This window comes from Natranaeroarchaeum aerophilus, from assembly GCF_023638055.1.
Taxonomy (GTDB): domain Archaea; phylum Halobacteriota; class Halobacteria; order Halobacteriales; family Natronoarchaeaceae; genus Natranaeroarchaeum; species Natranaeroarchaeum aerophilum.
The window spans coordinates 97422-110105 of the sequence record NZ_JAKRVY010000006.1 but is presented as its reverse complement, the minus strand read 5'-3'; the positions used below and the strand labels follow the sequence as shown (position 1 = coordinate 110105).

General features: G+C 63.7%; 13 protein-coding genes. 10 read left to right on the top strand and 3 right to left on the bottom strand.

Annotated features, from left to right (window positions below; all coding sequences use genetic code 11):
- Window positions 1-28: 28 nt before the first annotated feature.
- The gene (locus AArcSt11_RS11515; RefSeq protein ID WP_250597205.1) at window positions 29-415 is read right to left on the bottom strand and encodes a DUF5802 family protein; all 387 of its coding nucleotides are present in this window, start codon (window positions 413-415) and stop codon (window positions 29-31) included.
- Window positions 416-643: 228 nt separating this feature from the next.
- On the opposite strand from AArcSt11_RS11515, the gene AArcSt11_RS11510 reads away from it, so the two are divergent.
- Window positions 644-1318 (top strand): hypothetical protein, encoded by a 675-nt coding sequence (locus AArcSt11_RS11510; protein ID WP_250597203.1) that lies wholly within the window; start codon window positions 644-646, stop codon window positions 1316-1318.
- Between the two features lie 67 nt (window positions 1319-1385).
- Window positions 1386-2042 carry an ArsR/SmtB family transcription factor gene (locus AArcSt11_RS11505; RefSeq protein ID WP_250597202.1) on the top strand — a complete coding sequence of 219 codons (657 nt, stop codon included), beginning with the start codon at window positions 1386-1388 and terminating at the stop codon, window positions 2040-2042.
- On the opposite strand, the gene AArcSt11_RS11500 is transcribed toward AArcSt11_RS11505, so the two are convergent.
- Window positions 2043-2528 carry a DUF8526 domain-containing protein gene (locus AArcSt11_RS11500; RefSeq protein ID WP_250597200.1) on the bottom strand — a complete coding sequence of 162 codons (486 nt, stop codon included), beginning with the start codon at window positions 2526-2528 and terminating at the stop codon, window positions 2043-2045.
- Between the two features lie 120 nt (window positions 2529-2648).
- Here AArcSt11_RS11500 and gatD point away from each other — a divergent pair, with 120 nt between their 5' ends.
- From gatD to AArcSt11_RS11485, 3 genes are all read left to right on the top strand, one after another.
- Window positions 2649-3890: a Glu-tRNA(Gln) amidotransferase subunit GatD gene (gatD, locus tag AArcSt11_RS11495; RefSeq protein WP_250597198.1), complete on the top strand. Its 1242-nt coding sequence runs from the start codon at window positions 2649-2651 to the stop codon at window positions 3888-3890.
- Window positions 3891-3894: 4 nt separating this feature from the next.
- Window positions 3895-4806 carry a GNAT family N-acetyltransferase gene (locus tag AArcSt11_RS11490; protein ID WP_250597196.1) on the top strand — a complete coding sequence of 304 codons (912 nt, stop codon included), beginning with the start codon at window positions 3895-3897 and terminating at the stop codon, window positions 4804-4806.
- Between the two features lie 69 nt (window positions 4807-4875).
- Window positions 4876-5637: an enoyl-CoA hydratase/isomerase family protein gene (locus tag AArcSt11_RS11485; RefSeq protein WP_250597194.1), complete on the top strand. Its 762-nt coding sequence runs from the start codon at window positions 4876-4878 to the stop codon at window positions 5635-5637.
- On the opposite strand, the gene AArcSt11_RS11480 is transcribed toward AArcSt11_RS11485, so the two are convergent.
- A complete protein-coding gene (locus AArcSt11_RS11480) occupies window positions 5638-5916 on the bottom strand; it encodes a ubiquitin-like small modifier protein 1 (RefSeq protein ID WP_250597193.1) in 279 nt (92 codons plus the stop codon).
- 86 nt (window positions 5917-6002) lie between these two features.
- Between AArcSt11_RS11480 and AArcSt11_RS11475 the strand changes: the two genes are divergently transcribed.
- From AArcSt11_RS11475 to AArcSt11_RS11455, 5 genes are all read left to right on the top strand, one after another.
- Window positions 6003-7175: an NAD-binding protein gene (locus AArcSt11_RS11475; RefSeq protein ID WP_250597192.1), complete on the top strand. Its 1173-nt coding sequence runs from the start codon at window positions 6003-6005 to the stop codon at window positions 7173-7175.
- Window positions 7176-7356: 181 nt separating this feature from the next.
- Window positions 7357-7659 carry a HalOD1 output domain-containing protein gene (locus AArcSt11_RS11470; protein WP_250597191.1) on the top strand — a complete coding sequence of 101 codons (303 nt, stop codon included), beginning with the start codon at window positions 7357-7359 and terminating at the stop codon, window positions 7657-7659.
- Between the two features lie 100 nt (window positions 7660-7759).
- A complete protein-coding gene (locus tag AArcSt11_RS11465) occupies window positions 7760-8686 on the top strand; it encodes a DUF7260 family protein (protein WP_250597190.1) in 927 nt (308 codons plus the stop codon).
- Window positions 8687-9009: 323 nt separating this feature from the next.
- The gene (locus AArcSt11_RS11460) at window positions 9010-11421 is read left to right on the top strand and encodes a ferredoxin-like domain-containing protein (protein WP_250597189.1); all 2412 of its coding nucleotides are present in this window, start codon (window positions 9010-9012) and stop codon (window positions 11419-11421) included.
- Between the two features lies 1 nt (window position 11422).
- Window positions 11423-12676, top strand: coding sequence for a Coenzyme F420 hydrogenase/dehydrogenase, beta subunit C-terminal domain (locus AArcSt11_RS11455; RefSeq protein WP_250597187.1), 1254 nt, complete (start codon window positions 11423-11425; stop codon window positions 12674-12676).
- Window positions 12677-12684 lie beyond the last annotated feature (8 nt).

Genomic DNA, 12684 nt, shown 5'->3' with positions numbered 1-12684 from the left:
CGCAAAACGCTATCGGTCGCCGCGTTAATCACTGGCCGCTCGTCGAACCATCGTCGAGGGCGTCCGCCCGTGCTGACGGCTGACCGAACATCCCGAGCAGCTTCCGGGCATGCTCACGCTTTGCGAGGAACACCTCGCTGAGCGTCGGCGGATTCTCGATTCCTGCCCCGTCGATGATCGATTCCGGGACTGCGATCGTATCCGGCGGAATCCCCGAATCGCCGTGAACCGAGAAGTGCTGTCGGTCGAGTTTCATCACCAGCGGTGCGTCGAGACGCTCTACCCCATCACCGGTCGCGTACAGCTCCTCGTTCACCTGTTCGTGTTGCTCTCGCTGCATGACCGCCCGATCACCGTCGAACGGTTCGACGTACAATCGACCGAAGTAGTAGCCGCTGGAGAACTCTTCGAACATGCTATATGGTAACAAGAACCGCGATTGGGTATAAGCCTTCCGGCAAAAGCACTGCTTGCGCGGCACCTGGTGTTCTGGCGGATGCGCATTTGGATCATACACGCCCGGTATTACGCAATCTCTGCTCGTTTTAAACTCTCATATGCCGTATCAGGCGGTTTCTCGGGGTCGATGAACGGAACGAACAAAAGTGCGCTTTTTTACGAGTAGTGATGGTAGGACTGATCAATGAGACCCCGTCGTGCCCTCGTACTCGCCGCGGTTGCCGCTCTCGGTATCATCGCCGTCGTCTCTCTCACAGGGGCGACAGCGGTGGCACTCGACGAAGGGGACGAAGCCGAAAGTGCCGAGAACGCGAGTCTCGGCATGCAGACCGGTTCGTTCATGCAATCGAGCAGTGCGGGTGCGGAAAGCGCGGTGAGTGAAGGGATGTTTGACGCCGAGTACGACCGGGCCGATGATCGGGCAGCAGTGCTCGAAGATCGTGCGATGGGACTCGACGCCAGGCTGACAGCACTCGAACAACAGAAAGCATCGCTCGAAGAGCGTGAGGAGGACGATATCAGCACGGAGATCAAGATGAGCCGTGTTGCGAGTCAGATTCACTCGATCGATCGCGAAGTGAACAACTCCGCCGCGCGCGCGACGCAAGCGGGCCATTCCGGTGCAGCCTTCGATGACCTCTCCCAGGGCGTCGCCGACCTCCGAGGGCCCGAGGTTGCTGCGGCAGCAGGCGCAACTCCCGGCGGCCCCGCCCCTGAAGACGTCGGCCCCCCAGAGGACGTCCCGGCGCGAAACGATAGTCCGGGCGACGATACCGAGCAGGGCTCCGACGATCAGCAAAACGATGAACCGCCGGAGACCGGGCAGTCCGACCGTGACGTCCCGCCTGCCGACCCGTGAGTCTCGGTAGAGAGCACCGGCTACCAAGCAGACACGCTTTTGATCACTGACAGCCAACTTACGGTAGATGGACTCTGCAGCCCTGCTCGATCTCCTCGGTAACGAAAATCGCCGACGGATCCTCCGGCTTCTCGCGCACAAGCCCTGCTATGTCACCGAGATCAGCGAGTATCTCGACGTCAGTCCGAAAGCGGTGATCGATCATCTGCGAAAGCTCGAGGAGGCAGGGATCATCGAGAGCCGCACGGACAGCCAGCGGCGCAAATACTTTCATATCTCCCGCAATCTCCGTCTCGAAGTCAACGTCTCCCCCTACGAGTTCGGTACGAAAAGCGCGTACCCGCGCAATCGGGCGCTGGACGTGACGACGTGGCGATATCTCTCGCTCGATATCCACGCCAGCCGCGACGGCGACGACAGCCAGTCGCTGGCTGCCGAGCTGCGCGAACTCGAACGCCTCGAAAACGAACTGTCGATGGCCCAGCGCTGGGTGCAGGGCCGGCTTACCGACGTGCTCGATCGGCTCACTGACGAACTCGAGGCGACCGAGAACAGCCGCCTGTACGCCGACGTATTGCTCGAATTAGCCGAGCGACCGCGGGGCACCGACGCGATCAGCGACGCCGTCGACGCGCCGCCCGGAATGGTCGAGCAAGTCCTCGCCGAGATGGCCGAAGAAGGACTCGTCAGCCGCGTCGAGGACGGGTGGACGCTCGTGGAGTGATCAGAGGTCCTGTGTCAGGCCGACGCGCAGGTCGCGCCCGAAGTAGACGCCGAGGACAGCGAGGAGGACACCCGCCGCCGCACCGATGCCGGTCAGCGTCAGCATCGACCCAGTCACGGTCGCGAGCGTAAGGTTTCCGAAGAGGACGCCGAGTGCGCCGACCAGCCCACCGGCGACGGCGGATTCGCCGTATCGTCGTTTCCCGCTCACGAGGCCGACCGTGAACGCGCCGACAAACACGCCGAGTGGCCCGCCGACGAGGGGGACGAACATGCTGCCAAGCTGGCCCAGGACGGTGAGGACGGCAAAGACGACCAGAAACAGCTTCGGAGCGAAATACTCCGCAAGCCGTGACTCCGCGGTGGAATCGGTGGAGTGCTCTGCCTCGGGCGTCTCCGGCGAATCGTCGAGGATTCCCTCGTCGAAACCGCCGCCGTCGACCTCCGGGTCGCGGGATCTGGAGAGCTGATCGGTGCGTTCGCTCATACCTATGAGTTGACCGCGACGCCAATGGGCTTTTGGGTTGGGGGCAACTCGCTCCGGTCGCTTCCGGCTGCGAGCCGACGAAAGGGTGGGTTCAAGTCCCGCCGGTCTGAACCATGGCGTATGAACGCAGGCGATCACGTGCGGATCGACCGCGATGGACAGCACTACGAGGGCGTCCTCCTCCCCTCGACAACCGCCGAACATCTGGTGGTCAAACTGGCGGGAGGCTACAACGTCGGTATCGACCGCGAGGGGGCCACTGTCGAGGTTCTCGAATCGAATGTCCACGAGATCGAAGAACCCGGAGACGAGGGGGGTTCGACCGTCGAGTTCGACGAAGAACTGCCGACCATCTCGCTGATCTCGACCGGCGGCACGATCGCCTCGACCGTCGACTACCGGACCGGCGCAGTGACGGCCCAGTTCGACGCCGAAGACGTCCTTCGCGCTGTGCCGGATCTGGCTGGACGCGCGAACTACCGCGGGCGCGTCGTGGCGAACATCCTCAGCGAGAACATGACGCCCGACGTCTGGATCGATCTCGCCGAGGCCGTCCACGAGGAGATCGAGGCCGGGGCCGACGGCGTCGTCGTGATGCACGGCACCGACACGATGCAGTTCTCCGCGAGCGCGCTGTCTTTCATGCTCGATACGCCGGTACCGATCGTCTTTACCGGCAGCCAGCGCTCGGCTGACCGCCCCTCGTCTGACAACGTCATGAACGCCGTCTCGGCGGTCGAAGCCGCGAAAAGCGACTGCGCGGAAGTGCTCGTCTGTATGCATGCCGACGAGTCCGACGACCGCTGTGCCCTCCACCGCGGGACACGGGTTCGGAAGAATCATACGTCCCGCCGGGACGCCTTCGAGACAGTCGGCGCGGAGCCCCTCGGCGAGATCGACTACGACGACCTCGAAATAGAGTGGCGGCGCGACTACGTCGAGCGGGATGAGACGGATCTCGATATCGCGGCCGACCTGAACGCCGAGGTCGCACTGGTGAAGTTCACGCCCGGTTTCGATCCGGCGATCCTCGATCTTGCGGCCGAGAAAGACGGGATCGTGATCGAGGGGACGGGGCTGGGACACGTCCACTCCGACCTGATCGAACGGATCGGCGAGATCGTCGACGCCGGGACGCCGGTCGTCATGACGAGCCAGTGTCTCGACGGGCGGGTCTGTGATCGCGTCTACGACACCGGTCGAGACCTGCTCGACGCCGGCGTGATTGAGGGCGAAGACATGCTGCCGGGAACGGCAAAAGTCAAACTGATGTGGGCCCTGGCGAACAGCGACGATCCCGAGACGGCGATGCAGCGGCCGCTCGCGGGTGAGATCACCGAGCGATCGGTACCCTGGGAGTAAACCGATGCCCGAGTTCAGCGTCCGTCAGGCGCGGCTCTCCGACTACGAGGCTGTCGCCGGGTTCACCGCGGACACGTGGCCCGACCAGGCGACGGGCGACTACATCCCTCGCGTCTTCGAGCAGTGGGTCGAGAGCGACGGTCCTGACCAGCGAACCTTTGTTCTCGAAGCTGACGGCGAGGTCGCCGGGCTGCTGCAGGGCGTCATGCTCTCTCCGTACGAGGCGTGGGCACAGGGGATGCGCGTCGCGCCTGCGGCCCGCGGTCACGGCGCGAGCCGACGCATGAACGACCGCGTCTTCGACTGGGCAGCCGAGCGGGGTGCGACGGTCTGTCGGAACATGGTCTTTTCCTGGAACATGGCCGGACTCGGCACCAGTCGTTCGGTCGGCTACGATCCCGGCACGGAGTTCCGGTGGGCGCTGCCGACGCCGGACGCCGACGCGACCGCCGAGACCGATCACCGGGTCGTCGAGTCGCCCGACGCGGCGTGGACCTACTGGACCCGGAGTGACGCGAATGCCGCCCTCGGGGGACTCGCCCTCGACGTCGACGAACCGTGGGCGCTGGCCACACTGACCCGGGAACGACTCGCGAGGGACGCCGAGCGAGTCCTTGCGATCCAGAACGACGGAACCGAGGCGTTTACCTTCCGACTCCGACACTACGACCGGGAGAACGAGGACGGCGAGGAGCTGACGTGGGCCGAGTACGGGGTCGCCGCGTGGGCCGACGTCCCCGCTGCCCGCGGGCTCTTTGCGGCGATCCAGCGTGACGCCGCGAGTGTCGGTGCCGATCAGACTCGCGTCCTGCTCCCCGAGACGCCCAGACACGTCACCGATGCTGTCCACATCGGGAGTGGGGTGAGCGAGGATCCGGATTTCGTGCTGGAAGCCGACCTCTCGACGCGGAACTGAGGGGAACATAGTCTTCGGTAGTCGCCGGGAGCCGTACTTTCTTGATGGTCTATCCTGTCGGTTCGACGCATGGAGATCAGCGACGACGACGGAGTCCGCACCGTCACGTTCGACCGGCCCGGCGTGATGAACGCCCTGACGATGGAGACGGCGACGGAACTGGCCGAGACGATCGAGGACGTCGAGCCGGATACACACGACGCGGTAGTCATAACCGGCGAGGGTGAGGCGTTCTGTGCAGGCGGTGATATCGAGACGATGGTCGATACCGAGCCAAACGCCGTCGAGACGTTCGACGGGATCGCCGAGACGTTCGGGCGCGTGGTCGAGTCCGCACTCACCTCGCGCGTCCCCGTCGTCGCAAAGGTAAATGGCGACGCGGTGGGTGCGGGGCTCGCACTCGCTGCAGTCAGTGATTTCGCATACGCTGCCGAATCCGCGAAACTCAGCTGTGCGTTCGTGCGTGTCGGCCTGATTCCCGACACCGGCGGAACCTTCCTGTTGCCGCAGCTGGTCGGACTCCGAACTGCGAAGCGACTAACAATGACTGGCGAGTTTATTTCGGCGGCCGAAGCGGCCGAACTCGATCTGCTCAACGATGCCGTTCCCGACGACGGCCTCGACGGCCGTGTCGAGGAGCTACTGGAGACCCTCCGGAAGCGACCCACCGAAACCGTCGGGCTGACCAAACGCGCGCTCCACGAAAACGCGAGCAAGCACTGGCGAGAGGCGCTCGACCACGAGAATACGGTGCAGACAATGGCCCGTGATACGCCGGAACACGAGGAAGGCGTCGCGGCGTTTCTCGAAGGACGCGACCCCAAGTTCTAGCTACCCGCCGCTGACCGGCGGAAACAGCGCCAGCTCGTCGCCGTCGTCGAGCGTCGTATCGAGACCGTTACCGTTTGCGCCCACGTCCGAACCGTTCCGCAGGACGTTGATGTGCTCTCTGAGCTCTCCCTCGTCGGTCAGTACCCGCGACTCCAGCGCCTCGTGCTCGGCGAGGAGGGCGTCCAGCGCGTCGCCAACAGTGGCCCCCGACCCGACATCGACCTCGACGTGCTTGCCGCCCGCGTGTTCGGCGAGATCAGCGAACAGTTTCCACTCCATACGAGGCGGTCACCGCCCCGCGAGCAAGTAGCTTGCGCCTCGCATTCCGACGCCGGTTTATACGATACCCGCGTTACGCATCACGTATGGCCTGGAGTCGGAAACTGCTCGCCGCCCGCGCGGCGGTCGGGTTGACGACGCTCGTCGCGGTACTGTCGGTCCTGACCGGCATCTTGCACATCGGGAACGTCCGGTTCGAGGCAATCATCCCGCTGGAGCCGTACATTCCGAACGCGATCCAGCGAACCGCTGGCTTTACCGGCACGCTCACCGGCTTCCTCATGCTCGGCGCGGCGTACGGCCTCAAGCGCGGGCTTCGGGTCGCCTGGTACGCGGTCATCGTCCTGTTGCCGTTCACTGCCCTGCAGGGGCTGGTCCAGTCGAGTCCAGTCTCGCTCCCACTCGTCTTTCTCTCGCTGCTCTCGATGCCCACGGTCGCTCTCCACCGACAACAGTTCGAGCGTGAGCTCGCTCTCTCGACGACCCAGCTCGCCGCGGCGATCGCACTCATTGGCACGCAAGCGTACGGAACGGTCGGAACATATATTCTCCGTGACGACTTCCAGGACGTCAGTACGATACTCGACGCTTTCTACTATACTATCGTCACGGCAACGACGGTCGGGTACGGTGACGCACATCCAGTTGGCCCCGAAGGACGACTCTTCGCGATGTCGGTCGTCGTGTTCGGCACGGCAAGTTTTGCGGTCGCACTCGGGTCACTTTTGGGGCCCGCCATCGAAGCCAGACTCAGTCAGGCACTCGGAAAAATGAGCGATTCACAGCTAGAACTCCTCGAAGACCACGTCCTCATCCTCGGCGATGGCGATCTCACTGATCCCATCATCGGAGGGTTGCAGGACAGCGAGACGGATTTCGTCGTAATCACGACCAACAGAGACCGCGTGTCGACGCTCTCGGAACGCGGGATCAAGGCGTTTGCCGGGAACCCGAGCGACGAGGGGCCGATGCACAGAGCGAAAATCGGGAAGGCGCGGGCGCTGGTCGTCGCGACCAATGACGACGCACAGGACGCACTGGCGATCTTGACGGCCCGACAGCTTCAACCAGATATCCGGATTGTCGCCGCAGCGACCGACCGTGATAACGTCGCCAAGCTTCGCCACGCGGGTGCCGATACCGTGATCAGTCCAGCGACCATCGGCGGACAGATGCTCGTCGACTCAGCGCTTGGGGGGAACGATACCTCGGTCCCGGGACTCTCGAATATGCTCGGAGACGACAGCGAAGATGAATGATGACGAACAGACATAAACTTCGACTACGGATCGCATAACCGCCGTCCAGAAGGACTCCAATCGGATTATACAACCTGGTTGCAACAGTACCACAGTTTGGGCATCTTTTTATTATTGGATCGTGGAAGTCGGACTACAGCCGTTCCGTCACACGGGGGTGTGGGGGGACAGAGGGATTCCAATGATGGCCGGACAACAGCACGAACGACAGCTACGCATCGAACGAAACGATAACTCGTTTGTCGTCGACCACGACACGCCAGAGCGGACGCCAACTGTACTGATCGAGGCCGTTGCCTCGCTACGTGATGTCGACCAGACCACACTCGAACCGCTTTATAATACGGTTGATCCGGAAGTACTCGGATCACTCTGTACAGGCACCGATTGCTCACTTCGGATATCGTTCCAGTACGAAGGGTATGCCGTAACCATCTTGGGTGACGGCCGGATCAGACTCGTCGAGGAACCCGAAGATAACTAGAACAGCTCGCCGTATCTAGTTACACTGCCACGAAAGCAACCAAGTTCTGCAACCCACAGACACAACGATTATAGTTCCTGCCTGCATGGTAGAAAATGGCATGGCTTCTCCACAGACAGCGAATGCGGGCCACTACCGGATCGGGGAGCCACAGTTACAGCAGGGCTGTTCAGGCATCGAGTGTACCGTCGGTGAGATTCTTTCTTCGGACCTATTTCTGGTCGCGATCGCGGCAGTTGCGACGATCGCGCTCGTCGCGTTCACCTATCTCGCGAGCGCTCGCAGAGAGTGTTCAGAAGAAACGGAGCGGGTTCGGGCCGAAAAGCAAGCGTTCGGACGCTTCGTGAACGAGATCAGCGAACTACAGCCGTCGACGATGCAACCACAGATGGTGAGCAACGGCGGTGCGACGATGAGCCGGACCAACACCGGGCCAGCATCGACGCAGCTGCACGACGTCTACGAACTGTACGAAAATACCGTAATGGACGTCCCTCACTACGAAGCGGATTACGGCGAACCCCTGCGGGAAAACATGGCGATCGAACTCGGCGAGGAGGTTACCACAGCGCTCGATACGACATCCGAGTTCACCCCCCAGATCAAACAGGCCCTCGTGCGGAAAGGTACCGAGACAAAAACGAGTCGGGAACGGTTTCTGCGGACCCTCGAAGCGGAATCCGATTCCATCCAGCGGACACACGACGCGCTGGCAAACATCGACCGCCGGGTCGAGGATATCGACGAGGACAGACGCCTCGGGCAGTCCTACGAGGAACTCGAACACCACTGGCGGGAACTGGACGCGCTGGAAGACGAGTGTGAGTCCGTACTAGAACGGCGACAGGGACAGGTCCGTTCCGGAGTTAGCGCGTCACACTGGCGCGGCGACGGCCACAGCCTCTGTGCATACCTCTACGAGTCCCTGCCGGTCGAGTATCCGGCACTCGCGGAGGGAACGCTGCTGTTCGACCGCGTCAGGACGACGAAACGGAAGTTCACGGAGTCGCTGACTCGGCGGGTGTAGCTCCCGCAGGACTCCTGTTCCTCGTTTTCCAGAAATTGTTGCCGGCTACTACGACGATAACCCTAACGCTGGGTAGTTAGATCGTTCCCGTTCGTGTCTGCTGATTCTCGCCCAGAGACAGTAATAAAAAGAGTTCATTTGTCGGGATAAACAGTCGTCGGAAGTAGATCGGATTCGTGCGCCTTTCCCGGAGCAGGGGAAGGGTTTCCCGTTACAGTAGCTGCATTATACAGAGGAGAACGAAACGGATGACAAGCCATGACCGAGCTACTATCCGGCGTATGGACACGGTGGTCAACGGACCGCTATGAGGAGGGACAGCAATGACGCTCGACAGCCCGGTGTTTGTCGATCCGTCGTGGGTCGAGAAACACAGCGACGTGACGCTCGTCGACGTTCGCGAACGGCGAGAGTACCGGGATGTCGGCCACGTCCCTGCGGCAGTAAACGTCCCGTTCGATAGCGTCCGGGATCCCTCAAGCGTCGCGACGGGGATGTTACCCGGCCGGGAGGCGTTCGAGACGCTGCTTGGCGACGTCGGAATCTCGAACGGCGAGACGCTGGTCGCCTACGACGGCGGTGACGGGGTCTACGCCGCCCGATTCCTGCTGACCGCGGCTGTCTACGGTCACGGCGGGAACCTGTATCTGGTCGATGGGGGCTTCGACGCGCTGCGCGATCGACTCGGCGTCACGGCCGATCCGGTTGACCCCGAGCCGGCCGAGTACGACGCCGACGAACCGGACGCACAGCTCCTCGCCGATCGCGATGACGTGGAGGCGGCGGTCGATGCCGAGACGACACAGGTCGTCGACACACGGACTGCCGCGGAGTACGACCACTCCCACGTGCCGACCGCCACCCAGCTGAGCTGGGAGCGCTTCGTCGACGACGATGGTCGGCTCCGGCCGACAGACGAGATCGAGTCGATCCTCGACGAGCAGGGTCTCTCTCCGGAGACGGCGATTGTCCTCTACTGTAACACCGCCCGGCGGCTCAGCCACACGTTCGCGGTCCTGACGGAACTCGGTTACGAGGACGTCAGCTTCTACGAGGGCAGTCTTACGGACTGGGTTCGGGCAGAGTCGCCCGACTGGGACCCCGAACGGCTCTACGAGCGCGTCCGGGCGGTCGCCGCCGACGGGTTCGAGGCGCTTCCTCACGAGCTCGGCGAGGACATTTTCGGCCGCCTCCACCTGATCGGGCTGTACACCCAGAAACAGGACGGCTACTTCATGCTCCGGACGAAGGTGCCAAACGGCGTCCTGACTGCCGAGCAGGCCCGCACCTACGGCGAGATCGTCGACGAGTTCGCTCGCGCACCCGGCGAGTACGGCGGTACAGAGCAGAACCCCGAGTTCGGCGACGGCTTCCTCGACGTGACGACCAGACAGGGCCTGCAGGCCCACTGGGTCCGCGTCGAGGACATGCCCGAGATCTGGGACCGCTACGAGGAGGTCGGCCTGACGACGATCCAGGCGAGCGGCAACACGCTCCGGAACGTCGTCGCCTGTCCCGCCTCCGGGCTGGGCGAAGAGGTCACCGACGTCCGGTCCCTCGGTGAGGACATCGCCGATGCGTTCGAGGGGAACCAGCGCTATGCGAACCTGCCGCGCAAGCTCAAGGTGAGTCTGAGCGGCTGTCACGAGAACTGCGGCCGGAGCGAGATCCAGGACCTCGGCTTTACGCCTGCTATCAAAGACGGCCGGGACGGCTTCCACGTGAAACTCGGCGGCGGCCTCTCGGACGGGCCGCGAGCAGCCACTGATCTCGACATCTTCGTCGAACCGGAGCAGGTCGAGCCGCTGACGCTCGCCGTCGCCGACCTGTTCATCGAGCATGGGAGCTACATCGACACGGCGGTCAATCGCCTGAAGTTCATCGTCGAGGAGTACGGAATCGATGGGTTCCGCGAGGAGCTAGAGCGGTACGTCGACTTCGACTTTGAGGACGCCGGGAAGGACCTCACCACGAGCTACCGGGGCGACCACGTCGGCGTCCACGAGACCGAGGACGGCTACTACGTGGGCCTCAACCTCCCGACCGGCCGCATGCGGGGCGAGGAACTGGTCGAACTGGCCGACCTCGCCGAGCGGTACGGGAGCGGCGAGCTCAGGCTGACCGCGAACCAGAACGTTGTCATTGCAGGAGTCCGCGAGAACGCGCTCGACGACCTGCTCGCCGAGCCACTTCTGGAGCGGTACAGTCCCGATCCGGGGCCGTTTACCCGCGGGATCGTCACCTGCACCGGGGCGGAGTTCTGCAAGTACGGCGTCGTCGAAACCAAATCACGGGGGATCGAGTGGGCGCGCATGCTCGATTCCTGGCTCGCGGAGACCGACCGCGTCGACGAGTCCGACCTTCCCGACGCCGTCCGGGTCCACATGTCCGGCTGCTCGGCCTCGTGTGCCCAGCCCCAGATCGGGGACGTCGCCATGCGCGGCGAGGCCAAACGAACGCCGGAGGGGACGAAAGACGCCGCTGACGTCGGCCTCGGTGGGGATCTCGGCCGGGGTACGTTCGCCGACTGGATCGCCGGGTCGGTCGTGCTCGATGACGTACCCGACGGGATCACACGGCTCGTGTCGGCGTACGCGGCCGACGGCGGTACAGAAGCGTTCTCCGGGTGGACCGAGCGCGTGCCAGACGCCGATCTGCGGCAGCTGATCCGCGGGGAAGCCCGTGCGGACGCGGTCGTACAGGACGGTGACCGAGCAGCGAGTGAGGTGAACTGATATGTCCGAGCGCGACCCTGGTATTCCAAGCAGTACAGCGAGCAACCGATCCGTGCCGAGCAAGGGCGGCGACCCGCGGGAGCAGGCGGCCGAATCGGCGGCCCCACCCGGCAAGACGTGGTTCCGCGATCTCGACGAGGCGGTCATCGAATCCGACCGCTGTACCCAGTGTGGGACCTGTGTCGCCGCTTGCCCCGCCGATTCCATCGGCATCGACAGCGAGATGGAGCGGCCGACCCTCGTCAAAATGTGCACCGGCTGCTCGCGCTGCTGGGACTACTGCCCGCGCAGTGGCCTGCGCTACGAGCGCCTGATCGAGGACGTCGAGTCGGCGGTTCCGGAAGGCGTCGGGGCGACCTACAGCGCCCGCGCCGCAGACGAACCGGTGGCTGCAGCCGGACAGGACGGTGGCGTCGTTACGACGCTGCTGGCCGAACTCATCGACGCGGGCGAGATCGACGGCGCTGTAGTCGCCACCAAGAGCAACGAGCCGCTCCACGGTACGGCCACGCTGGCGACGACCCGCGACGAACTGGTCGAGAGCGCTGGCAGCTTCTACAACCAGACCATGCAGGCCGGTCGGATCACCGAGTTGATCGAGGCCTCGGAGCTGGACGATCCTGCTGTTGCTGTCGTGGGGACGCCCTGTGTGATCGAGGGCGTCACCGCGCTCTCGGAGTACGGCTACGAGGGCGAACTCGACGAAGTCGTCCTGACGATCTCGCTGATGTGTACCCGCGCGTTCGAGTCGCGACGGCTCCGCGATGCGATCGCCGAACTCGGCGTCGATCCCGAAACGGTCGCAAAACTCGATGTCGACGGCGGAACGCTCTTTGGCTACGACGCCGACGGCGCGGTCCTGTTCGACCGGGACGTCGATGCGTTCGGCCACGCTGGGCTGAAGGGCTGTGACGAGTGTGCGGACTTCGTCGGCGGGACAGCCGATATCTCCGCCGGGAGCGTTGGCAGTAGCGACGGGAAGACCACGCTACTCGCTCGAACCCAGCGAGGCGAGCGCGCGGTCGAGACGGCTGCAGACACGCTCGAACTCGCAGCCCTCGAACAGGAGCCAGTGCTGGAGAAAGTCAGTTCGTGGAACGCAAAGCGTGCCCGCTCCATCATCCCTCGCGAGTACGATCCGGAGGGGGACCTCGACATCTCCCACGCGGCCCACCACGAGGCGTACGACGGTACCGATCGGGAGGCTCAGCCGCTCAATCCGGCACGCGTCCACCAGTACGAGGAGTGGTGTTGATCGGACGG

Excerpts from the sequence above, each read along its gene's own strand:
- AArcSt11_RS11515 (WP_250597205.1), bottom strand. The coding sequence starts at position 415 with ATGTTCGAAGAGTTCTCCAGCGGCTACTACTTCGGTCGATTGTACGTC.
- AArcSt11_RS11510 (WP_250597203.1), top strand. The coding sequence starts at position 644 with ATGAGACCCCGTCGTGCCCTCGTACTCGCCGCGGTTGCCGCTCTCGGT.
- AArcSt11_RS11505 (WP_250597202.1), top strand. The coding sequence starts at position 1,386 with ATGGACTCTGCAGCCCTGCTCGATCTCCTCGGTAACGAAAATCGCCGA.
- AArcSt11_RS11500 (WP_250597200.1), bottom strand. The coding sequence starts at position 2,528 with ATGAGCGAACGCACCGATCAGCTCTCCAGATCCCGCGACCCGGAGGTC.
- gatD (WP_250597198.1), top strand. The coding sequence starts at position 2,649 with ATGAACGCAGGCGATCACGTGCGGATCGACCGCGATGGACAGCACTAC.
- AArcSt11_RS11490 (WP_250597196.1), top strand. The coding sequence starts at position 3,895 with ATGCCCGAGTTCAGCGTCCGTCAGGCGCGGCTCTCCGACTACGAGGCT.
- AArcSt11_RS11485 (WP_250597194.1), top strand. The coding sequence starts at position 4,876 with ATGGAGATCAGCGACGACGACGGAGTCCGCACCGTCACGTTCGACCGG.
- AArcSt11_RS11480 (WP_250597193.1), bottom strand. The coding sequence starts at position 5,916 with ATGGAGTGGAAACTGTTCGCTGATCTCGCCGAACACGCGGGCGGCAAG.
- AArcSt11_RS11475 (WP_250597192.1), top strand. The coding sequence starts at position 6,003 with ATGGCCTGGAGTCGGAAACTGCTCGCCGCCCGCGCGGCGGTCGGGTTG.
- AArcSt11_RS11470 (WP_250597191.1), top strand. The coding sequence starts at position 7,357 with ATGATGGCCGGACAACAGCACGAACGACAGCTACGCATCGAACGAAAC.
- AArcSt11_RS11465 (WP_250597190.1), top strand. The coding sequence starts at position 7,760 with ATGGCTTCTCCACAGACAGCGAATGCGGGCCACTACCGGATCGGGGAG.
- AArcSt11_RS11460 (WP_250597189.1), top strand. The coding sequence starts at position 9,010 with ATGACGCTCGACAGCCCGGTGTTTGTCGATCCGTCGTGGGTCGAGAAA.
- AArcSt11_RS11455 (WP_250597187.1), top strand. The coding sequence starts at position 11,423 with ATGTCCGAGCGCGACCCTGGTATTCCAAGCAGTACAGCGAGCAACCGA.